The following is a 20,500-nucleotide window of genomic DNA, read 5'->3' on the forward strand; positions in this document are numbered from 1 at the left end:
GGCAGTCATGCACCACCCCGCCATCGAGCGCGAGCTGGAACTGAAGCTGGTCCTTTCACCAGAGCGCAGCATCCCCGTCCCGGCGCGCCTGCTCTACCTCACGGAAGACCCGTACGCCGTGCACATCACCTTCCACACCGGCTCCAGCGCCCCGGTCCACTGGACCTTCGCCCGCGAGTTGCTCGTCGAGGGGGTGTTCCGTCCCTGCGGACACGGCGACGTCCGGATCTGGCCCACCAAGGTCGACAACGAGGCCGTGCTCTGTATGGCGCTCAGCTCCCCCGACGGCGACGCCCTCCTGGAGGCCCCGTCCCTCGCCGTGTCGGCGTGGCTGGAGCGGACCCTGCGGGTCGTCCCGCCCGGCAGCGAGCCGGAGCGGCTCGGCCTGGACTCGGCGCTGGCGGAGCTGCTCACCCCGACCCCGGCCGACGACCTGTGGCTGCGCGACCCGTGGCCGTCGGACGAGTCGGCGGACGGTGAGCTGTGATGACGCACGGCCCCCGGACTCCGGGCGGGCGCCGCAGACCGGGCGGCCGCCGCAGGCAGGGCGGCCACCTGCGCCTCATACGGTCCGAAGAACGCGCACAGGTCCCGGAGTCCCGGCTGCCCGGCGACCTCGCCCGGGTCGCCGAAGAGCTCGCCCGGATCTCAGAAGAGCTTGCCCGGGTTGAGGATCCCGAGTGGATCGAAGGCCTGCTTGACGGCCCGCTGCATCTCCACTCCGACCGGGCCGAGTTCACGGGCCAGCCATTCCTTCTTCAGGACGCCGACGCCGTGTTCGCCGGTGATGGTCCCGCCGAGGGAGAGGCCGAGCCCCATGATCTCTCCGAAGGACTCGCGGGCCCGCCGCGTCTCGTCCTCGTCGGCCGGGTCGAAGCAGACGATCGGATGGGTGTTGCCGTCGCCGGCGTGGGCGCAGACGCCGATGAGGAGGTTCTGGGCGCGGGCGATGGCGGCGGTCCCGTCGAGCATCTCGCCGAGCCGCGAGCGGGGCACGCACACGTCGTCGATCATCGTGGCGGGCCGCAGGGCCTCCAGGGCGGGAAAGGCCATCCGGCGGGCCTGGAGCAGCAGTTCCGACTCCGCCTGGTCCTCGGCGGGTACGACGGCGGTCGCCCCGGCGGCGGTGCAGAGCTTCCCCACCGCGGCGAGGTCCTCGGGGGCGTGCGGGGTGTCGAAGGCGGCGAGCAGCAGCGCCTCGGTGGCCTCGGGCAGTCCCATCTTGCCGAGGGCGTTGACGGCGTGAACGGTCGTACGGTCCATCAGTTCGAGCAGGGACGGGGTCAGTCCGGCCTCCATGACGGCGCAGACCGCCGCGCAGGCGGCGGCTACGGAGGGGAACTCGGCGGCCAGGGCCAGCTGCCGGGGCGGCGCCGGCCTGAGCGCGAGGACGGCCCGTACGACGATCCCGAGGCTGCCCTCGGAGCCGACGAAGAGCCGCGTGAGGTCGTATCCGGCGACGCCCTTGGCGGTGCGCCGGCCGGTGCGCAGCAGCCGCCCGTCCGCCAGGACGACGTCGAGGCCGAGCACGTACTCGGCGGTGACCCCGTACTTGACGCAGCACAGGCCACCCGAGGCGGTACCGATGTTGCCGCCGATGGTGCACTGCTCCCAGCTGGAGGGGTCGGGCGGGTAGGAGAGCCCCTGCTCGGCGACGGCCCGTGACAGGGCGGCGTTGACCACGCCCGGCTCGACGACGGCGATCCGGTCCACGGCGCTGATCTCGATGATCCGGTCCATCTTCACCAGGGACAGCACGATGCAGCCGTCGGAGGCGTTGGCGCCGCCCGACAGGCCCGTCCGGGCACCCTGCGGGACCACCGGGATCCGCAGGGCGGTGGCGGTGCGCATGACGTGCTGCACCTGTTCGACGGTCCGGGGCAGCACGACGACCGCCGGGGTGCCGGCGGCGCAGAAGCTGGCCATGTCGGTGGAGTAGGAGGCGGTCACCTGGGGGTCGGTGAGCAGGGCTTCGGCGGGGAGCCCGTCGAGGAGGCTCGCGCGCAGACGTGCGGAGAGGTCGTCGTCCATGGGTTCAGCGTGACAGCCGGGGCCATCGGTGTGAACACGCCCGCGCCCGTCTGCGGACACCTCGGCGCGCTCTTCATATTGACGCACAGTGACCCCATGGACCGTTTCGACGACGATGCGCAGACACCGGCGCCGCCCGTGACCTTCACCGGCCGCAAGACGCTTGTGGCCGCCGGGGTGGCGGTGGTCCTGATCGCCGGGGCCCTGTTGATCCGCCCGGCCCGGACCGGTGACGACGCGCGCCCGCCGGGACCGAGCGAGCGCGCCGCCACCGCGGTGGGCATGGGGGCGCCCGCCTCGGCGGCGGACGTGGTGGCGCTGATGGCGGACCGGGAGAAGTGGGTGGCGGCGCACGCCGACGACGACGCCTCATGGGCGGTCCTCGGCTCCGCCTATCTCGAACAGGCACGGCGGACGGCGGACTCGGCCTGGTACCCGAAGGCGGAGAAGGCGCTGAAGCGGTCGCTGGAGGTGCGCCCCGCGGAGAAGGGCAACTTCGACGCGATGACGGCCATGGGCTCGCTGGCCAACGCCCGGCGGGACTTCGGGACCGGCAAGAAGTGGGGCGAGCTGGTACGGGCGCAGGCGCCGCGGCGGTGGACGGCGTACCCGGTGCTGGTGGACGCCTACACCGGGCTCGGCGACTACAAGGGCGCGCAGAAGGCGATGGAGCTGCTGCTGGAGCTGCGGCCGGGGCTGGCGGCACACGTCCGGGCCTCGCAGGTGTACCGGGACCGCGGCTGGCGCGAGGACGCGGTGGTGTCGATGGAGTCGGCGGCAGCCTCGGCGAAGGCCCCGGCGGAGAAGGCGTACGCGCTCTTCCGGCTCGGCGAACTGTCCTGGGAGCGGGGCGAGCCGGCGGAGGCGCTGCGGCAGTACGAGGGTGCGTTGCGGACGGATCCGGCGCGGTCGGAGGCGCTGGCCGGCCGGGCGCGGGCGCTGGCGGCACTGGGGCGCGGCGGGGAGGCGGTGCGGGACTACCGGATGGCGCTGGGGCGGACCCCGGTGCCGCGGCTGGCCCGGGAGCTGGGCGAGCTGCTGGAGTCGCTGGGCCGGGAGCAGGAGGCGCGCGAGCAGTACGAGGCGCTGCGGACGATGGCGGCCCGGGACGGCGCCAACGGGGTGGACGACGACGTGGTCCTGGGCCTGTACGAGGCGGACCACGGAGATCCGGCGGCGGCGGTGCGGCGCCTGTCGGAGGAGTGGGAACGACACAAGAGCATGCAGGCCGCGGACGCGCTCGGGTGGGCGCTGTACCGGGCGGGTGATCACACGGCGGCGCTGGAGTACGCGAAGAAGGCGACGGAACCGGGGCTGCGCAGCGCCGACTTCGCCTACCACCGGGCGATGATCGAGCGGGCCCTCGGCGACGAGGCGGGGGCGCGCAGGCACCTGGAGGAGGCCCTGCGGACGAATCCGTACTTCTCCCCGGTGCGCGGGCCGCTGGCCAAGGAGGCGCTGGCGGCGATCGGGCAGCCGCCGGCGGGCGGTCCGGAGCACCTGCAGCCGGTCACCCCGTGGGTCGAGCCGGAGCTCCCGAAGCCGAACCCGAAGCCGAAGGCCGACCCGAAGGCCGACCCGAAGCCGAAGGCTTCACCGTCGGCGAAGCCCTCACCGGAGCCGTCGCCGAGCGCCACCCGCTGAGGGGCCGGACGCCGCCGCCCCGGCCGCCGGGAGACGGCACGCCGGGGCGGCGCCGCGCGGCGCGGCCGTGCGGTCCGGTGCGCGGGCGGCACGGGCGCCGCGTTCCGGCCCACTCCCCTCCGGAGGGCACCACGCGGCGCGTGTCCGGCCCTCGCACCGGGACCGACGGCAGCCCTCAGGCCCCCGGCGGCTGCCGGGGGCCTGAGGGCACGTGTGCGGCTCAGAGGTTGCCGCGCTTCTCCTGCTCGCGCTCGATGGCCTCGAACAGCGCCTTGAAGTTGCCCTTGCCGAAGCCCATCGAGCCGTGGCGCTCGATGATCTCGAAGAAGACCGTCGGGCGGTCCTGCACCGGCTTGGTGAAGATCTGCAGCAGGTAGCCGTCCTCGTCGCGGTCGGCGAGGATCTTCAGCTCGCGCAGCTCGTCGATCGGCACGCGGGTGTCGCCGACCCACTCGCCGAGCGTGTCGTAGTAGGTGTCCGGGACGGACAGGAACTGGACGCCCGCCGCGCGCATCGAGCGGACCGTGGAGACGATGTCGTTCGAGGCCAGCGCGATGTGCTGGACGCCCGGCCCGTTGTAGAACTCCAGGTACTCGTCGATCTGCGACTTCTTCTTCGCGATCGCCGGCTCGTTGATCGGGAACTTGACCTTCTTGGTGCCGTCCGCGACCACCTTGGACATCAGCGCCGAGTACTCGGTCGCGATGTCGTCGCCCACGAACTCCTTCATGTTCGTGAAGCCCATGACCTTGTTGTAGAAGGCGACCCACTCGTTCATCCGGCCGAGTTCCACGTTGCCGACGCAGTGGTCGATGGCCTGGAAGGTGCGCTTGGCCGGGGCCTCGACCATCGGCTCGACGGCCACGTAGCCCGGCAGGTAGGGGCCGGTGTAGTCGCCGCGCTCCACCAGGGTGTGGCGGGTCTGGCCGTAGGTCGCGATCGCGGCCAGCACCACCGTGCCGTGCTCGTCCTTGACCTCGTACGGCTCGTCCAAGCCGCGGGCGCCCTGCTCGACGGCGTACGCGTAGGCGGCGCGGGCGTCGGGGACCTCGATGGCGAGGTCGATGACGCCGTCGCCGTGCTCGGTGACGTGCTCGGCGAGGAAGCGGCCGTGGTCGGTCGTCGCCTTGATGACCGAGGTCAGCACGAAGCGGGCGGAGCCGTTGGTCAGCACGTAGCTGGCCGTCTCGCGGCTGCCGTTCTCCGGTCCGGAGTAGGCGACGAGCTTCATGCCGAAGGCGGTCGAGTAGTAGTGCGCGGCCTGCTTGGCGTTGCCGACGGCGAAGACGACCGCGTCCATGCCCTTCACCGGGAACGCCTCACGCGCGGTGTGCGGGGTGGTTTCGAGGTTCGCCAGAGACTCAGTCATGAGCGCAGATTCCCGCCCGATCCACAAGCTGCGCAATAGTTTCCTGAATGACTGTACAAACTGCACAGCATGGCCGGACCATGGCTAAGACATCTGTGCACTATGACCACCCGTGCGTACGCGTGGGCACCCGGAGGCATCCATGGGCATCGACGATCTCGACGGCCGGCTCATCGTCCTGCTGGCGCGCGAGCCCCGGATCGGGGTGCTGGAGGCCTCGCGCCGGCTGGGCGTGGCCCGCGGGACGGTCCAGGCACGCCTGGACCGGCTCCAGTCCGGCGGGGTCATCCGCGGATTCGGGCCACAGGTCGACCCGACGGCCCTGGGGTACCCGGTGACCGCCTTCGCCACGCTGGAGATCAAGCAGGGCCAGGGAGCCGACGTTAGGGCGCACCTGGACGGGGTCCCGGAGGTGCTGGAGCTGCACACCACCACCGGGCACGGGGACATGCTGTGCCGGCTGGTGGCCCGCTCCAACGCCGATCTCCAGCGGGTGATCGACCGCGTCGTCGGCTTCGACGGGATCGTCCGGGCCTCGACGGCGATCGTGATGGAGAACCCGGTGCCCTTCCGGATCATCCCGCTGGTGGAGCAGGCGGCCGGGGACGACGCCCGGACCCGGTGACGCGGGGCGTGACGCACGGAGTTCTATGCAAAGGATTCTCTGCAAAAACCGTTGCAGAGAATCCTTTGCATCTCTAGGGTCGGGGCATGCCCGAGAGCCGACCCCAAAGCCGTCCCGAAAGCGCACCCTCCGCGGGCCGCGAGCCCGTGACGCCCAGCCTGCGCATGCTCGACGCCCGCGCCCTGCGCGGCCTCGCCCACCCCCTGCGGATGCTGCTGCTGGCCGAGCTACGCCGGGAGGGCCCCGCCACCGCCTCCCGGCTGGCCGAACGCCTCGGGGAGTCCAGCGGATCCACCAGCTACCACCTGCGCCAGCTGGCCGCACACGGCTTCGTCGAGGACGCCGTCGGCCACGGCAAGGGGCGGGAACGCTGGTGGCAGGCCGTGCACGAGGGCACCGGCTTCGACGGATCGCTGATCCACGACACCGACCCGGCCACGAGCAGCGCGGCCGCGCTCTTCCTGCAGACCGTCGCCGCCAACCACACCCAGGAGGTCTCGGCCTGGGTCGCCGAGGCCTCGGCCCGGCTGGGCCGCTGGGAATCCGGCGCCGACCTCAGCGACTTCACCCTGCGGCTGTCGCCCGGGCAGAGCGAGGAACTGATCGGCCGGCTGCACGACGTGATCAACACCTACCGGGACCTGCCCGAGACGGAGGACACCCGCACCGTCCGCGTCCACACGCACGTCCTGCCGCGTTCCGCTTCCGAGTAAACGCCCCACCGGCGGCCGCCCGCCGCACCGCGTACCGGTCCGCCGCGCCGCGTACCGGTCCGCCGCACCGCGTACCGGTCCGCCGCGCCACCACCGCCGCACCGAAGGAGTCCTGCCGTGCCCGCCGCCGTCCCTGCCCGCAGCCGGGCCTTACGCTCCACGAGCCGGCGCCCGCTGGCCGCCGTACTGGCCGCCAACACCGTCTCCATCGCGGGCAGTTCCCTCACCCTCATCGGCGTCCCGTGGTTCGTCCTCCAGACCACCGGCAGCCCCGGCCGGGCCGGGGTCGTCGCCTTCTGCGCCACCCTGCCCGTCATCGTGGCCGCCCTGGTCGGCGGACCGATCATCGACCGGATCGGCCGCCGACGGGTCTCCGCCGCCTCCGACCTGATCTGCGGCCTGTCCGTCGGCGCGATCCCCCTGCTGCACCACCTGGGCGTGCTGGAGTTCTGGATGCTGTGCGCGCTGATGGCCGTCGGCGGCCTGGTGCACACCCCGGGGCTGACCGCCCGGGGGGTGCTCCTGCCCGACCTCGCCGAACACGCCGGCACCACCCTCTCCCGGGCCGCCAGCCTCTACGACGCGGTCTCGCGCGGCGCCCGGATGCTCGGGGCCGCGGTGGCGGGCCTGCTGATCGCAGCGTTCGGCGCCGAGGCGGTGCTGCTGCTGGACGCGGCCACCTTCGGGGTGTCGGCGCTGCTCGTGTCCGCCTTCCTACGCGGGGTCCCGGCCGCCGAACCGCAACGGGCCGCGGGCACCGTCTCGTTCGCCGCCTACCGCACGGAACTCGCCGAGGGATGGGCCTTCCTGGCCCGCTCCCGGCTGCTGCTGGGCATCACCGTGATGGTCATGATGACCAACGGCCTGGACCAGGGCTGGTCCTCGGTGCTGCTGCCCGTGCACGGCCGGGACGTCCTGGGCGGCGCCACCACCATCGGCCTGATGATCTCCCTCTTCGGCGGCTTCGCCCTGCTGGGCGCCCTGCTCTACGGAGCGTGGGGCGAGCGGTTCCCGCGCCGGGCGGTGTTCGCGGCCGCCTTCCTGGTGTCCGGCGCGACCCGCTACGTCGTCGCCGCGCTCACCGACACCACGCTGCCGCTCGCGGTGACGATGGCACTGGCCGGCCTCGGCGCGGGCATGCTGAACCCGATCCTGTCCACGCTCGTCTACGAGCGGGTCCCGGAGGACCTGCGCAGCCGGGTCGCCGGGGTCACCACGGCGGGCTGTGAGCTCACCATGCCGGTGGGCGGCCTGGCGGCCGGACTGCTCGTCGGCGGCTTCGGAGTGCGCACGGCACTGCTGCTCTTCGGCGGCACGTACCTGCTCACGACGCTCGCCCCGCTGGTCTTCCCGGCCTGGCGCGGGATGGAGCGCGGGGCGGATGTCAGCAGGACGGGGCCGGCTGCCCCCGATTCAGTGCGCGAAGAGCGTTCACCGCACCCGTCAGTGAACTGACCGGCACCAGCCGCAGCCCCTCGGGCAGCTCCGACTGCGCGTCCGCGCACTCGTCCTTCGGGACGAGGAACACGGTGGCCCCGTCCCGCCGCGCGGCCTGGGTCTTCAGGGCCACTCCGCCGACGGCGCCGACGGTGCCGTCGGCGGTGATGGTGCCGGTACCGGCGATGGTGCGGCCGCCGGTGAGGTCGCCGCCGCTGCCGTCGCCGTCGAGCTTGTCGACGATGCCGAGGGAGAACAGCAGCCCGGCGCTCGGACCGCCGACGTCGGCGAGGTTGAGCTCGACCTTCACGTCCTGCGGATTCTTGTCGAGGAAGCCGAGGGCGGCGTCGGTGGCCGCCGACTGCGACTTGGCCATTTCCTCCAGATTGTGCTGCTCGATCTGCTCGTCGCTTCCGCCGGTGGAGTAGACGGCCTCCCGGGGCAGGACCGCATGGTCCGTCGCGAACCAGTGGCCGACGAGCTCGGGCAGCGTCACCGTCGAGGACGGCCCGGTGGCCCGGATGGTGGTCATCCGCAACTGGCCCTCGGTGTCCCGGACCGGCGCGCCGGACACGGTGATGACGGGCTTGCCCCGGTCGGACCCCAGCACGTCGGCCGTCGGCCCGGGCACGGCGACCACGAAGGGCAGCGGCGCGAAGGCCGCGGCGGCGAACAGCCCGACCACGGGTACGGCGCAGACGGCCAGGGCGGCGGGACGCGGCAGACGTGTGAGACGAGAGAGCACCCGCCCAATCTATCCGCCCCGCCGGCCCCGCAGACGCCCTCGGCCCCCGCCGCGCGCTCCGGCCCCGGCCGCACCGCCCGGTGCGTGCGATCGCACGGCGGAGGGCCGTCCTCGCACCGGGCCCGCTCGGACGGTCCCGACCACGCGGCGGACGTGCGTGCCGGGTGCCGGGTGCCGCGGGGCAGGCGGGACGTCCGCGACCCGCCCTAGCGGAGGGCGTCGGCGACCTCGCGCGCCGCGTCGACGACCCGCGGTCCGACCCGCTCCGGCACGGCGTCGGCCAGCATGACGACGCCGACGCTGCCCTCCAGCCCGCTGATGCCCACCAGCGGTGCCGCGGCCCCACTGGCACCCGCTTCGAGCTCGCCGTGGGTCAGCGTGTACCCCGGCTCGATGAGGGAGCCCTGACGGGCGGCCAGGATCGCCCGCCCGGCGGCGCCCCGGTCCAGGGGGTGGCGGAAGCCGGCCCGGTAGGCCACGTGGTAGTCCGTCCACGTCGGCTCCACGACGGCGACGGCGAGGGCCTCGGTGCCGTCGACGAGGGTCAGGTGTGCGGTGGCACCTATGTCCTCGGCGAGGGACCGCAGCGCGGGCAGCGCGGCCTCACGCACGAGCGGGTGCACCTGCCGGCCCAGTCGCAGCACCCCGAGCCCGACCCTGGCCCGGCCACCGAGGTCGCGGCGGACCAGGGCGTGCTGTTCGAGGGTGGCCAGGAGCCGGTAGACGACCGTGCGGTTGACGCCGAGGCGGTTGGAGAGCTCGGTGACGGTCAGACCGTGGTCGGTGTCGGCGAGCAGTTTGAGGACCCTGAGCCCTCTGTCGAGAGTCTGGGAGGTTTCCGCGGTCACGACGCCTCTCCCTCTTTCGGTGAGCGGCGGTGACTCTCGGAATGGCGCGCCGCCGGTCCCACGGCGGCGCACAGGAGAGGCCGCCGGTAGCGGCCATTGCACCGGCTGCGCTCCCGCGGCGGCGCTGCCACGGTGCGTTCGATGCGGGGAATGTAGCGAGCAGGTCCGCTCAGCGGAAGGGCTCGTCCAGAATCCGGGCGCGAGCTACCCGTTTGTGCTATTTCCTGATCGCCTCAAGTGTCGTTTCGTGACAACGAATCGCACAGACGCGGAGACGGCGGTACGCGGACGGGGTCCGTGCGAACCTCCGCACGGACCCCGTCACACGTTCTGGGCGAACTCACCGCAGTCACCGCGGTCACCGCACATGCCGCAATAAGTGCAGTAAGCGGAGCAAGCGCGCCTACCGCATGCGGGTGGCCCACTCCTGCACCTTCTTGATGCGCTCGCGGATCTGCCCCGCCGTGGCCTCCGCACTCGGCGGCCCGCCGCACACACGGCGCAGCTCCGTGTGGATCACCCCGTGCGGCTTCCCGCTCTGGTGGACGTAGGCGCCCACCATCGTGTTGAGCGACTTCCGCAGCTCCAGCAGTTCCTTGTGGGAAACCACGGGCCTGCGATCGGCCGGCAGTTCCAGGAGGTCCGCTTCGGAGTCGGGCTTGCGCCGGCTGTGCGCGATCTGCCGGGACTGCCGCTTCTGCAGCAGCATCTGCACCTGGTCCGGCTCCAGCAGCCCGGGGATGCCGAGGTAGTCCTGCTCCTCCTCGCTGCCCGGGTGCGCCTGCATGCCGAACTCGGCCCCGTCGTAGAGGACCCGGTCGAAAACGGCGTCGGACTCCAGTGCCTCGAAGGACATCTGCTCGTCCTCGCCGGTGTCCTCGTCCTCCTGCCGGTTCGCCTCGTCCATCTCCTTCTCGGACTCGGCATACGGGTCCTCCTCGCCCTGCTTCTTCGGCCGGTCGAGCACGTGGTCGCGCTCGACCTCCATCTCGTTGGCGAAGCCGAGCAGGTAGGGGATCGTCGGAAGGAAGACGGACGCCGTCTCGCCCCGCCTGCGCGAGCGCACGAAGCGTCCGACGGCCTGGGCGAAGAACAGCGGGGTGGAGATCGTGGTCGCGTACACGCCGACCGCGAGGCGCGGTACGTCGACGCCCTCGGACACCATGCGGACCGCAACCATCCAGCGGTCGTCGTTCGCGCTGAAGGTGTCGATGTTCTTCGACGCCCCCGTGTCGTCGGAGAGCACCAGGGTCGGCCTCGTCCCGGTGATCTCCCGGATCAGCTTGGCGTACGCGCGCGCCGAGTCCTGATCGGAGGCGATGACGAGGCCGCCCGCGTCGGGGATGCCCTTGCGGACCTCGGTGAGCCGCTGGTCGGCGGCGCGCAGCACGTTGGGCATCCAGTCGCCGCGCGGGTCCAGGGCCGTACGCCAGGCCTGCGAGATGGCGTCCTTCGTCATCGGCTCGCCCAGCCGCGCGGCGATCTCGTCGCCGGCCTTGGTCCGCCAGCGCATGTTGCCGCTGTAGGAGAGGAAGATGACCGGCCGGACGACGCCGTCACCGAGGGCGTTGCCGTAGCCGTAGGTGTAGTCGGCGGAGGACCGCCGGATGCCGTCGTTGCCCTCTTCGTAGGTCACGAACGGGATGGGATTGGTGTCGGAGCGGAAGGGCGTGCCGGTCAGCGCGAGCCGGCGGGTCGCCGGGTCGAAGGCCTCCAGGCAGGCCTCTCCCCAGGACTTCGAGTCTCCGGCGTGGTGGATCTCGTCGAGGATCACCAGGGTCTTGCGCTGCTCGCAGCGGTTGCGGTGGAGCATCGGGCGCACACCGACGCCGGCGTAGGTGACGGCGACGCCGTGGTAGTCCTTGCTGAGCGGACCGGCCGAGTACTCGGGGTCCAGCCGGATTCCTATCCGGGCGGCGGCCTCCGCCCACTGCTTCTTCAGGTGCTCGGTGGGCGCGACGACGGTCACCTGCTGCACCACGTGGTGGTGCAGCAGCCAGGAGGCGAGGGTGAGGGCGAAGGTGGTCTTGCCTGCGCCGGGGGTGGCGACGGCGAGGAAATCCCGGGGCTGGTTCTGGATATAGCGATCCAGCGCTCCCTGCTGCCAGGCACGCAGCTTGCTGGCGGTGCCCCACGGGGCACGGCCGGGGAAGGCGGGTGAGAGATGGTGGGAGGCGGTAGTAGTCACGGTCTCCGGTTCGTGCTCTCGGCGGCGGTCGTACGTAGGACAACCGGGCCACCTTACCGGGGCGGGCCCGCCCCCCGCGGAGGGACAGGCCCGTGACCTCGGGCGGTGCGGCGAGCGTCACATCGCCTGCCTCAGCGCGCGAACCTCGGCAGCTGCTCAGCGATCTTGGGTACGTCGAGAGCCCCCTGGCACACGTCCAGCACGAACTGCTCGGCTTCGTCCACGTCGAACTCGGGGTCGAGCGGATGCCCGTTCATGTGGAGGAAGACCCAGGTCGCGTACCAGGCAATGCGCTTGTTCCCGTCTACCAGCCCGTGGTTGCGAGCCAGCGATTCCATCAGAGCCGCTGCCTTCTGCCAGATGTCCGGGTAGGCGTCCTGGCCGAACACACTCGCTTGCGGGCGCGCCAGTGCCGAGTCGAGGAGACCGTAGTCGCGCACTTCGTCCGCTCCGAGACGCTCCGCGAGGTTGAGTAGCTCGGGAAGCGTGAGGTAGTGCATCAGGCAAGCCTCCGGTTGAGCTCTGCGCTCGCCTTCAGCACATGCTCCGCCGCCTCGTTGAACAGTCGGGAGTGTTCGTTTATGGCCTTGATGACCGCGTCGTGCGCGAAGGACTGCATGCTCCGGCCCTCCGCCTCGGCGCGCTCACGCAGGGCGTCCAGCTCTTCTTCGGTGAATCTGACGTTGAGACCAGCCATGGAATGACGGTACCGCGCGGTACCACGCGGTGTCACGCGGTGTCACGCGGATTCGGGAGCCGGCTCCAACCGGGTCGCGACCCACGCCCCCACCAGCGCCACGCACGCCATCGGCAGGAACACCACGGCGAAGGCGACGGGGTGCGAGGCACCGCCGGCCCCGCCTGCGGTCACCGCGTGCGCGGCCCCGACCGCTCCGCCGCCGAGCGCGGCGAAGGCGGCTCCGCCGGCGGCCAGCAGGACGACGTTCGCGAGCGCGTCGGAGATCTGCAGGGCGGCGGAGTTGGCACCGACCTCCTCCGGTGCGGACAGCTTCAGCAGCAGCACGCTCGTGGAACCGATCACCAGCCCCATCCCGAGACACCCCACGGCCCAGGCCGGGGCCAGCGTCCACACGGGCACGGACTCGATGAGCACGGCGGGTGCGGCCGCGATGGCCAGCGCCACCAGGACCATGCCGATCACCATCAGCCGCTGCCGGTAGGGCGCCGTCCGCCCCCGCGACTGCACCCATGAGCCGCCCGCCCAGGTCACCCCGCCGAGCGCGAGGGAAAAGCCGGCCATCGTCGGGCTCAGCCCCCGCTGGGTGACGAGCATGAGCGGTACGAAGCTCTCGGCGGCGATGAACGCCCCCGCCGCGACCCCGCGCAGCAGCACCACGGACGGCAGCCCGCGCCGGGCCAGGTACGTCCCGCGCGGCAGCAACCCCAGCACGGCCGGCACCAGCAGGGCCGCGCCGGCGACGCCCGGAACGAGCGAGAGCCACCGCAGGTCCTGGGCGGCGTACTGGAGCAGACCCGCCCCGACGGAGATCCCGAGCGCCAGCCGGATCCGCCGCCGGTCGAACGCCGCGGGCTCGCCGCCCACGGGACCGGAGGCGGTCCGGCGGATGGCGGGCAGCGCGACGACGAGGGGGACGACGACGAGCACGGGTATGCCGAGGAACACCCACCGCCAGCCGAGATGCTCGGTGACCGTCCCGGAGGCCAGCGGCCCGACGATGGAGGGGACGACCCAGCTGGCGGCGAAGGCAGCCATGATCGCGGGCCGCAGCCGCTCCTCGTAGGCCCGACTGACGACGACGTACAGCGCGACGATCACCAGCCCACCGCCGAAGCCCTGCACGGCGCGGCCGAGGACGAACACCCACATGGCGCCGGCGGTCCCGGAGACCACGAGCCCGAGGGCGAACGCGGCGATGCCGACCGTCAGCGGCTTCAGCGGCCCCTGCCGGTCGGCCCACTGCCCGGACAGGACCATGCCGAAGAGGCTGGTGGTGAAGTAGGCGGAGAAGGCGAAGGCGTACAGCCCGATCCCGTCGAGCTCACGGGCGGCGACGGGCATGGCCGTGCCGACGGCTGTCGCCTCGAAGGCGATGAGGAAGACGACCGAGATGATCCCGATGCTGAGCGTCCGGTACGCGGGCCCCATGACCCCGCCCTGCGACGGGGTCGGAAGGTCTGCGGTTCTCTGGGGCACGCGGGGCTCGAGGGCGCTCATCGCCCCAGAGTAAGGTGCACAGCCCCATTTCGACCCTGTCCGTTAGGCCGATCCCGCACTCGGCCCCGGGTCCTAGGACCACGCGCGCCGAGGGTGACTGCGGTCCGGGGCCTCGGCCTTTGCCTGCCTTGTCAGGCGCGGCACTGGTTCTGTCGCTTGGCGTAGTCGGCGTACTTCTGCATGAGTCCGGTGAGTAGCACGCGAGTATCGGTGGACTTCTTGCCACTTATGGACCCACTGAGCCACAGCTCCAGTTGGAAGGGCTCCTCGGATCCCTGGCAGGAGATTCCCGCTGCCGCACCCGTATCCCACACCTTGCCATTTTCAACGGCGGGAATCGACTCGGCGTTCAGGTCGTCCAGCGGCCAATGGAATTCTTGCCCGACGGGTTGCCACTTCGCCCAAGCCAGCACGCCGCTCTTGCCATCGACGTAGATGTTGCAGGTCGCGGCGCGTCGTTGCGAGTTCAGAGCGAGGTCGGCCGGAGAGTCGACCTTGACATCGTCACCCCTGCCCAGCAAGGGCGCGAGATCGGACGGCGTGAAGGCCCCGAAGCACGTCGACTCCGGCAGTCTTGACGCCACGGGCGCAGGCCCACCAGAGCAGCCCACCAGCAGCAGAGCCCCCGCCACGGGGAGGGCGGCGGCTCTGCGACGGGTAACGCCACGGGCAGCGCCTTCCGGCATCAAGAGCTCCCCTTCGAAGACGCCACGAGGTCCCGGCCTGCGCTGTAAGCGTTCGTCGTCGCGGTCCCCGCGACTCCGGCGAGTGCACCGATGGTCCGCTCGCTCATACCCGAACCCTCCGCCGCCTTCCGTACGGAAGCAGCAGCCGAAGCCCCGGCTGCCTGCTGCGCGTCGACGTACGCGGTAGCCGCAGCCTGGTCACTGTCGGCGGTCCTGTTCACGACGTCCTTCTTCGCGCCCTCGACCACACTCTCTGTGATGTCCTCTTGGAGCCACTCCACGATGTCACCGGCCAGCGGCACCATCTCCAGATACTTGCCGCCGGCGGCACTGATACCGCGGTTGATCCACTTTGCCGTGTCCTCGACGCCCTTGACGTACTCCTCCTGCTTATGACCGTTCCCGGCATACACCCCTTGGGACCGCGCTTCGGAGAGAATGCCCGCGATCTCACCGCCAGGGTGCACGGCGCTCTGGATACCTGCATCCAGGTCGGCGTACTCGTCGCGGTGAGCGATCACGTCGTTGACGAGTGTCGTGGTGAACGCCCGCTGAGAGTTCGTGATCGCACCATAAGCCTCGGGGTCCTGGCCCACAGCGCCCACGAAACTCGCCATCTGGGACTTGTCGAACTCGGCCATCACCCCATTGGCCTTGATCAATCCGCTGTTCTTCTCCGCCGCCGCCTGGATGTCCGGCATGTACTCCGCCGCCATCTGGCCGAAGTGCCCGGACAGCCCGTTCAGCGGTCCCTCCGGGTCACCCGGGTCGGCGTCGACCAGATCCGGCTCGTCGCCGATCTTCTCGACGATCCGTTCCATGACCGCCGCCATCTCCTTGGTGTGCGCGACCGGCGGCGCGTCCTCGTCGCCGGGGCCCCGGTGGGAGACGGCCGCCATCAGCGCGTCACCGACGGCCTGCTGGGCCGGACGGAGGTCGCCGGTCGGGGCGATGTCGAAGCCGTCCATGTACGGCTTCTTGTCGAGCATGTAGTCGACCATGCCCCGGTCCTTGCCGTGCTGGCCGCCGACCGGCTTGTCGTCCTTCGTGACGATGCCGTCCTTGTTGCTGTCCTCGCGGACCGGCTCGTTGAAGAAGGCCGTCGCCGCGTCCGGGTTGTTGCCGAGTGCCTCCATGAGTCCAGTCAGTGGGTAGAAGCCGCGGCCGCCCTCCAGCCCCTGATTGAGTACGGTCTCCAGGCCGATCGGCGTGTGGAACTCCCAGGCCTGCGGGTCCTCACGGTCCATGGCGATCATGTCGCGGCCCACAGAAGTCAGGAACTCCGTGTCGTACTTCCCCTCGCGCAGCAGCGCGCCGATGGCCTGGTAGCCGTAGATCTGCCGGACACCGCCGAAGACGTCCATCTCCTTGCGCCCGGCCTTCATCAGCTGGGTCGTCCAGGCCGCGTCGAGGTGGCCCGGCACGTCCTTGTGCGTGGCGAGGCCGAGCATCGCGCCCAGGTCGCTCTGGATGTTCGAGACCATGAGCGCCCGGTCCTTGCCGGCGGTACCCAAACTTGTCGCGTCCAGGGACATCGCGGAGTACATCTGCAGGGTGCCTTCGGCACCGATGGTCCGGAACAGGCCCGTCGAGAACTCGGGGTCGTCGCGGTTGTCGTCGAGCACTTCCTCCAGCTCGCGCAGCGCCTCGACGTTGCGGGCCGTGCCGCCCGCGCCGGTGACCTTCTTCATCAGGTCGGCTGCGCGGGAGACCTGTTCGGCGTCGAGGGTGGTGAACTTCGGTCCGCTGAAGTCGTGTTCGTCCGTCGTGTTCGCCTGGAGCACGCGGACTAGGGAGTCATCGGCGTCCTGAGCGTTCTCGACGGCCCGGTTGACCTGGGACTGCCAGGCGTTGCGGTTCGCGTTGAGGGTCTGCTGGTAGTCGGGGTCGTGGCGGGCCGCGTTCCGCTCGGCCTCGGTGGGCAGGGGGATGACGCTGACCCGCCCGGTGGCGTCGATCCGGAAACCGGCTGCGGGGGCTTCCGCCGCGAGCCTCTTCAGCTCGTCCTGGGCGGCCTTGAAGGTGGCGTGCGCGTCGGCGAGGACCAGGTGCATGCCCTTGGCCGCCTTGGCCGCGTCCTCGAACTCCTTCGCCGTCTTGTCGACGAACCCGCGTGCCACTCCGGCGGTGATCCCGCTCCACTCGGCCTTGTCGGACTTCGCCTTCATGCCGTTGCGGGCGGCCTCGGCCATCTCGTCCAACTTACCGGCCATGGCCGTCCAGTCGGTGACCGCGGTCTGGAGCTTGTCCAGGGGCGCGTTCATCACGTTCTCGTACGTCAGCATGCGGACGCCTCGCCTACTTCAGGTACTTGTCGATGGCGGACGCCGTGAAGTCCGCGTGGAGCTGCTGCTCGTCCTTGGCGTGGGAGGAGAGCGAGTAGTTGAGGCCGTTGGAGATGTTGGCGCAGGCGGCCACCAGGGTCTTCACCTGGCTCTCCCAGAGGGTGTTGGCTTTGAGCAGGGCGGCCCCGCTCGCGAATCCCTCCCGGGTGAGTGCCCCGGCAGCCTCGGCGGTCGCGGTGGCGGCGTGCTTGCCGTCGGTCTGCAGTCGGGTGTGCAGCTTGTACGCCTCGGAGCCGATCGCTCCGATCTGGTCCTGGTTGAGCGCGAGATCAGCGCCGCCGGATCCGGCGGGTCTGCCGGGGTTGGGTTCGGCGGGGGCCTGGTTGAGCCGCATCGTGACATTGGCGGTGGCCGTGGCGCGGGCCGCCGACCACTCTTCGTCGAACGACATCGCGCGAACCTCCGAGTCGGAACGGATCAGACCAGATCAGATCAACGGTTACGGCGTACGACGACGACCGCGGTCACGGCCCCGCCGATGAGCACGCACGCCCCCAGCCCGAGCCCGACCCAGAGGAGCGAGCTGCCGCTCTTCGTCTCCTCGGCAGCGGCGGGCTTGGATGTCGGTGGGCCGGTGGGGGCGGCCGCTGAGGGCTTGCCGCCGCTGGCCGCCGCAGCCAGGTCGGGCAACGGATAGACATCGGCGGGACCGGGGTCCCCGGGCGTTTGCAGGGCGACTCGGGGGCGGACGATGCCGTAGCCGATGTAGTCGTTGCGCTGAGAGCCGTCGACGGGCTTGCCCGCCGTATTCAGGAGGACCCGAAGGACCTGGTTGTTGGTCCACTCGGGGTGGGCGGACCAGAGGAGGGCGGCGGAGGCCGATGCGAGGGCGGAGGCGTCACTGGTGCCGTGGGTCTTACATAGCCCTGACTTGCCAGTACATGCCGTGACGATGTCCACACCGGGCGCGGCGACGTCCACTTGGGGCCCGTGCTGCGACTCCTTGGTCGGCTCGCCCTCAGCATCTACAGCTCCTACACCCACCACCCCAGGAGTAGCGGCCGGATACTCGATCAAGTTGGTCGCATCTCCAGTGTTACCAGCAGCCGCGAAGATCAACTTGCCCTTTGAAAGGGCGTACCGCACGGCTTCAGCACGCGCTCGATCGTCCTCCGGCTTCCCCACAAGCCCTTGCGAAATGTTGATGACCTTGGCTTCGGAGTCCGCAGCAAATTTAATCGCCGCGACCAGATTCGGCGTCGTCGCGGTCTCGAATTGATCGGGCACCCTAATCGGGAGGATCTTGACACCAGGAGCTAGGCCATACGAACCGTCACCGCTGGGATGTTTTCCAGTAGCCCCGATCAGGGCAGCCATGCTGGTGCCGTGGCCAAAGTAGTCGTTGTCTCGACCAACCTCGGCGTCCGTAAAGGGAAAAGCCTTGCCGGGGAGGACTTGCCCCTCAAGCTCGGGGATCTGATTGACACCCGTATCGATCACCGCAACGGTGATCCCTTTACCATTAGCGATCTTCCAAATTTCGTCGGCCTTCATGGCGTCGAGATGCCATTGCCGCGACCGGATCGTCTCCGCTTGGGCCGGGGTCGCGGCAACCCCGGCCAGCAAGAGGCCCACCAAAGCCGCAGTCACCTTACGCATGTGCATCCCGTGCAACGTCCGTTCTGCTCAGTCGATCACAGGCGGAGCAACACGGCGGCTACCCTGCCAGGTCTCTTCGTCCTCTGTCAGATAGTCGGGGCGCTCTCCACCCTGATCGCTGCGTCGCTTGCCGGAACCCGGGGCACCCGCGCCCGCGTGCCCCACAGAACCCGCGCTGCCGCGCACGAGGCCTGAGCCGCCCTGGGTAAACGGCTGGCCGCTTGAAGCGGGACGACCAACGGGACCGGCCTGCCGTCCTCCGAGAACACCGCCCGGTTCCGTGGCCAGTCGACGCCCCACCGGGTGGCCTGCTTGGCTGCCGCCGAGACCGCCACCGACACCATGGCCCATCCCGCCGCCCAGCGGACGGCCAGCGTGAGCCCCCTCGCCAATAACCGTCCCGCGCGGAATCCCCGAGCTGGGTCCGGTAGCGGTAATGGGACGGCCACCCATGATCCCGGTGTCACGTGGGGGCATGCCAGGCATACCGGCCGCCTTGCCACCCGGCGCTCCTGGACCGGTCAGACTCGGGTACGGGCCGAGACCAGGACCGGTTCCTACGGGACCGGGTCCCTTCATTCCGCCTACCGGAGGGAAGGCCACAGGCGGGGCTACCGGTCCTGGCGTGGGGCCAACAGGGTTCAGGGGAAGCGAGCCACCCGGCGTGGTCGACACCGGAGACACCGGACGGTCGGGGAGTGCGGTGACGGCGTCGAGATCGACGTCCACCTCACGGTCCGGGATCGCCGGAGGCAAGGTCGGCGGAAGCGTGGCGCTCGGCCTCGCCCCGGGACCGCTCACCGAACCCGTTTCGCTCACGGATCCGCTGTGGCCGACTGGGCTGGATGATCCGTATCCGGAACCACCCGAGTAGCTTCCTTGGGGGGAGCTACCACCCGGGCGGGCGATGTCTTCACTGCCTGAGTGGTCAACCGGCACGAACACACCCGGCGGCGGCGGGAAGGTCGGGATCTTCGTGTTGTCCATCTGTGTCGACGACTGCTCGTAGGACCCGGACAGCTTGTTCATCGCGTCCACGGCACGCGCGTGGTCTCCGCTCAGCTTCGACCAGGCCTCCTGCCCGAGCTGTACCGCGTCCGGGTCGTTGTGGTATTTGCGGGACGTCGCGAGGTCCTCCTTAAGACTCGCCTCCGCCGACGCGCTGTACTTCGGCATGTCCCCGGTGCCGTTCTTCGGCTTGACCTCACGCATGACCTGGGCCGTCTGCGTCAGGTACTTCCCGCTGGCCTCGCTGTAATCGGCCAGGACCAGCGTCGCGCTTCCGGTCTGGTTCACCCAGTTCTGGAAGGACTCGGCGGCCTCGCCCTCCCAACCCTTGACCCTGTGGTCCTTGAGCTTGTCGCCGATCTCCTTGATCGTCTTGGCCGCCTCGGTGAGCTGCGTCCCGAGGGCGCTGACCACCTCGTCGTCAAGCGCGGCGATCATCCCGTAGAGCTGTGCGTGTGTGTAGCCCTCGAACTCGCTCATCAGAAGTCGGCGCCCTTCCTCGTCCCGTTCGGCTGAGGCGCGTTCGACTCGGGCTGCGGGCTTTCCGCCGGCTTCTCCGCGTACGGGTCACGCTTCGGGACATACTGATCGTGAGCCTGCTTGGCCAGGAGAGCCATGCGGCGCTTCGTCTCCTCGTCCACCTCGCTGTAGCCCTTGCCCGCCCACTGAACTGCGATGCCCAGGGCCTCGATCTGCACCGCCAGCCCCTTCGACAGCTTCTGCAGCTCCGAGTGGACGGTGATGTAGGACTTGTTGAGCTTGTCGGCGGCCGGGAACCCCGTGCCCAGAGCGCCCGTCGGCAGCGTGCCGTCCGCCAGCTTTCCGTGGTGTGCCGGGGACTCCTGAAGCTTCGTCAGGAGTCCGTCCACCAGCTTCTGGTAGTCCTTCAGGTCGTCGTACTGGACCTGCAGGGCCGCGGCCCTCGCCTGCGCTTCCGCCTGGGCCCTGATGGATGCAGCGACGTCCCCCGATGAGACCATCGCCAGAATCCCGCCGTTGTCCTCTGCCACGATGGCCTCCCCGACTCCCCGTCTCCCCGCGGTCGCGGCGCGCGGCGCCGCTCCC

General features: G+C 70.6%; 18 protein-coding genes and 1 pseudogene. 5 read left to right on the forward strand and 14 right to left on the reverse strand.

Annotation, left to right across the window (positions count from 1 at the left end; genetic code table 11):
• The first annotated feature begins 7 nt into the window (after nucleotides 1-7).
• The gene (locus tag R4Z63_RS11750; protein ID WP_384446162.1) at nucleotides 8-487 is read left to right on the forward strand and encodes an SsgA family sporulation/cell division regulator; all 480 of its coding nucleotides are present in this window, start codon (nucleotides 8-10) and stop codon (nucleotides 485-487) included.
• Between the two features lie 161 nt (nucleotides 488-648).
• Here R4Z63_RS11750 and R4Z63_RS11755 read toward each other — a convergent pair whose 3' ends face one another.
• A complete protein-coding gene (locus tag R4Z63_RS11755; RefSeq protein WP_037923323.1) occupies nucleotides 649-2,031 on the reverse strand; it encodes an FAD-binding oxidoreductase in 1,383 nt (460 codons plus the stop codon).
• 96 nt (nucleotides 2,032-2,127) lie between these two features.
• Between R4Z63_RS11755 and R4Z63_RS11760 the strand changes: the two genes are divergently transcribed.
• On the forward strand, nucleotides 2,128-3,675 hold the full coding sequence (locus R4Z63_RS11760) for a tetratricopeptide repeat protein (RefSeq protein WP_384446164.1): 1,548 nt from the start codon (nucleotides 2,128-2,130) through the stop codon (nucleotides 3,673-3,675).
• Between the two features lie 220 nt (nucleotides 3,676-3,895).
• Here R4Z63_RS11760 and hppD read toward each other — a convergent pair whose 3' ends face one another.
• The gene (gene hppD / locus R4Z63_RS11765; RefSeq protein WP_491522536.1) at nucleotides 3,896-5,044 is read right to left on the reverse strand and encodes a 4-hydroxyphenylpyruvate dioxygenase; all 1,149 of its coding nucleotides are present in this window, start codon (nucleotides 5,042-5,044) and stop codon (nucleotides 3,896-3,898) included.
• A gap of 142 nt (nucleotides 5,045-5,186) precedes the next feature.
• On the opposite strand from hppD, the gene R4Z63_RS11770 reads away from it, so the two are divergent.
• The 3 genes and pseudogenes from R4Z63_RS11770 to R4Z63_RS11780 form a co-directional block, all read left to right on the forward strand.
• Nucleotides 5,187-5,669 carry an Lrp/AsnC family transcriptional regulator gene (locus R4Z63_RS11770; protein WP_037923314.1) on the forward strand — a complete coding sequence of 161 codons (483 nt, stop codon included), beginning with the start codon at nucleotides 5,187-5,189 and terminating at the stop codon, nucleotides 5,667-5,669.
• 86 nt (nucleotides 5,670-5,755) lie between these two features.
• Entirely contained in the window at nucleotides 5,756-6,382 is a 627-nt protein-coding gene (locus R4Z63_RS11775; protein WP_078556624.1) for a winged helix-turn-helix domain-containing protein, read from the forward strand.
• Nucleotides 6,383-6,496: 114 nt separating this feature from the next.
• Nucleotides 6,497-7,837 (forward strand): annotated as a pseudogene (locus R4Z63_RS11780) (MFS transporter); the annotation flags it as partial.
• Here R4Z63_RS11780 and R4Z63_RS11785 read toward each other — a convergent pair.
• The 12 genes from R4Z63_RS11785 to R4Z63_RS11840 all read right to left on the reverse strand — a co-directional run bounded on the left by R4Z63_RS11785 (nucleotide 7,767) and on the right by R4Z63_RS11840 (nucleotide 20,445).
• Complete coding sequence (locus R4Z63_RS11785; RefSeq protein ID WP_037923312.1) at nucleotides 7,767-8,564, reverse strand: S16 family serine protease; 798 nt, start codon at nucleotides 8,562-8,564, stop codon at nucleotides 7,767-7,769. The pseudogene R4Z63_RS11780 and the gene R4Z63_RS11785 sit on opposite strands and share 71 nt — an antisense overlap.
• A gap of 206 nt (nucleotides 8,565-8,770) precedes the next feature.
• On the reverse strand, nucleotides 8,771-9,412 hold the full coding sequence (locus R4Z63_RS11790; protein ID WP_030662724.1) for an IclR family transcriptional regulator: 642 nt from the start codon (nucleotides 9,410-9,412) through the stop codon (nucleotides 8,771-8,773).
• Between the two features lie 403 nt (nucleotides 9,413-9,815).
• Complete coding sequence (locus tag R4Z63_RS11795; protein ID WP_037923311.1) at nucleotides 9,816-11,600, reverse strand: DEAD/DEAH box helicase; 1,785 nt, start codon at nucleotides 11,598-11,600, stop codon at nucleotides 9,816-9,818.
• A gap of 131 nt (nucleotides 11,601-11,731) precedes the next feature.
• Nucleotides 11,732-12,100, reverse strand: a complete 369-nt coding sequence (locus tag R4Z63_RS11800; RefSeq protein WP_384446169.1) for a type II toxin-antitoxin system death-on-curing family toxin — start codon at nucleotides 12,098-12,100, stop codon at nucleotides 11,732-11,734.
• Nucleotides 12,100-12,297: an Arc family DNA-binding protein gene (locus R4Z63_RS11805; RefSeq protein ID WP_037923309.1), complete on the reverse strand. Its 198-nt coding sequence runs from the start codon at nucleotides 12,295-12,297 to the stop codon at nucleotides 12,100-12,102. The genes R4Z63_RS11800 and R4Z63_RS11805 overlap by 1 nt, the downstream gene beginning before the upstream one ends.
• Nucleotides 12,298-12,339: 42 nt before the next feature.
• Nucleotides 12,340-13,797 carry an MFS transporter gene (locus tag R4Z63_RS11810; RefSeq protein WP_384446171.1) on the reverse strand — a complete coding sequence of 486 codons (1,458 nt, stop codon included), beginning with the start codon at nucleotides 13,795-13,797 and terminating at the stop codon, nucleotides 12,340-12,342.
• 131 nt (nucleotides 13,798-13,928) lie between these two features.
• Nucleotides 13,929-14,483, reverse strand: a complete 555-nt coding sequence (locus R4Z63_RS11815; RefSeq protein ID WP_384446173.1) for a hypothetical protein — start codon at nucleotides 14,481-14,483, stop codon at nucleotides 13,929-13,931.
• Complete coding sequence (locus R4Z63_RS11820; RefSeq protein ID WP_384446175.1) at nucleotides 14,483-16,768, reverse strand: hypothetical protein; 2,286 nt, start codon at nucleotides 16,766-16,768, stop codon at nucleotides 14,483-14,485. Before R4Z63_RS11820 ends, R4Z63_RS11815 begins: the two co-directional genes overlap by 1 nt.
• Before the next feature lie 13 nt (nucleotides 16,769-16,781).
• Nucleotides 16,782-17,219, reverse strand: coding sequence for a hypothetical protein (locus R4Z63_RS11825; protein WP_384446177.1), 438 nt, complete (start codon nucleotides 17,217-17,219; stop codon nucleotides 16,782-16,784).
• A gap of 41 nt (nucleotides 17,220-17,260) precedes the next feature.
• Complete coding sequence (mycP, locus tag R4Z63_RS11830) at nucleotides 17,261-18,433, reverse strand: type VII secretion-associated serine protease mycosin (protein WP_384446179.1); 1,173 nt, start codon at nucleotides 18,431-18,433, stop codon at nucleotides 17,261-17,263.
• A gap of 21 nt (nucleotides 18,434-18,454) precedes the next feature.
• Entirely contained in the window at nucleotides 18,455-19,915 is a 1,461-nt protein-coding gene (locus R4Z63_RS11835) for a WXG100 family type VII secretion target (RefSeq protein WP_384446181.1), read from the reverse strand.
• Nucleotides 19,915-20,445, reverse strand: a complete 531-nt coding sequence (locus tag R4Z63_RS11840) for a DUF2563 family protein (protein ID WP_384446183.1) — start codon at nucleotides 20,443-20,445, stop codon at nucleotides 19,915-19,917. Before R4Z63_RS11840 ends, R4Z63_RS11835 begins: the two co-directional genes overlap by 1 nt.
• Between the last annotated feature and the right edge of the window lie 55 nt (nucleotides 20,446-20,500).

Source organism: Streptomyces sp. PL-29, assembly GCF_058344425.1.

Excerpts from the sequence above, each read along its gene's own strand:
- R4Z63_RS11810 (WP_384446171.1), bottom strand. The coding sequence starts at position 13,797 with ATGAGCGCCCTCGAGCCCCGCGTGCCCCAGAGAACCGCAGACCTTCCG.
- R4Z63_RS11755 (WP_037923323.1), bottom strand. The coding sequence starts at position 2,031 with ATGGACGACGACCTCTCCGCACGTCTGCGCGCGAGCCTCCTCGACGGG.
- R4Z63_RS11770 (WP_037923314.1), top strand. The coding sequence starts at position 5,187 with ATGGGCATCGACGATCTCGACGGCCGGCTCATCGTCCTGCTGGCGCGC.
- R4Z63_RS11750 (WP_384446162.1), top strand. The coding sequence starts at position 8 with ATGCACCACCCCGCCATCGAGCGCGAGCTGGAACTGAAGCTGGTCCTT.
- R4Z63_RS11800 (WP_384446169.1), bottom strand. The coding sequence starts at position 12,100 with ATGCACTACCTCACGCTTCCCGAGCTACTCAACCTCGCGGAGCGTCTC.
- R4Z63_RS11825 (WP_384446177.1), bottom strand. The coding sequence starts at position 17,219 with ATGTCGTTCGACGAAGAGTGGTCGGCGGCCCGCGCCACGGCCACCGCC.
- R4Z63_RS11820 (WP_384446175.1), bottom strand. The coding sequence starts at position 16,768 with ATGCTGACGTACGAGAACGTGATGAACGCGCCCCTGGACAAGCTCCAG.
- R4Z63_RS11760 (WP_384446164.1), top strand. The coding sequence starts at position 2,128 with ATGGACCGTTTCGACGACGATGCGCAGACACCGGCGCCGCCCGTGACC.
- R4Z63_RS11805 (WP_037923309.1), bottom strand. The coding sequence starts at position 12,297 with ATGGCTGGTCTCAACGTCAGATTCACCGAAGAAGAGCTGGACGCCCTG.
- hppD (WP_491522536.1), bottom strand. The coding sequence starts at position 5,044 with ATGACTGAGTCTCTGGCGAACCTCGAAACCACCCCGCACACCGCGCGT.
- mycP (WP_384446179.1), bottom strand. The coding sequence starts at position 18,433 with ATGCACATGCGTAAGGTGACTGCGGCTTTGGTGGGCCTCTTGCTGGCC.
- R4Z63_RS11835 (WP_384446181.1), bottom strand. The coding sequence starts at position 19,915 with ATGAGCGAGTTCGAGGGCTACACACACGCACAGCTCTACGGGATGATC.
- R4Z63_RS11815 (WP_384446173.1), bottom strand. The coding sequence starts at position 14,483 with ATGCCGGAAGGCGCTGCCCGTGGCGTTACCCGTCGCAGAGCCGCCGCC.
- R4Z63_RS11775 (WP_078556624.1), top strand. The coding sequence starts at position 5,756 with ATGCCCGAGAGCCGACCCCAAAGCCGTCCCGAAAGCGCACCCTCCGCG.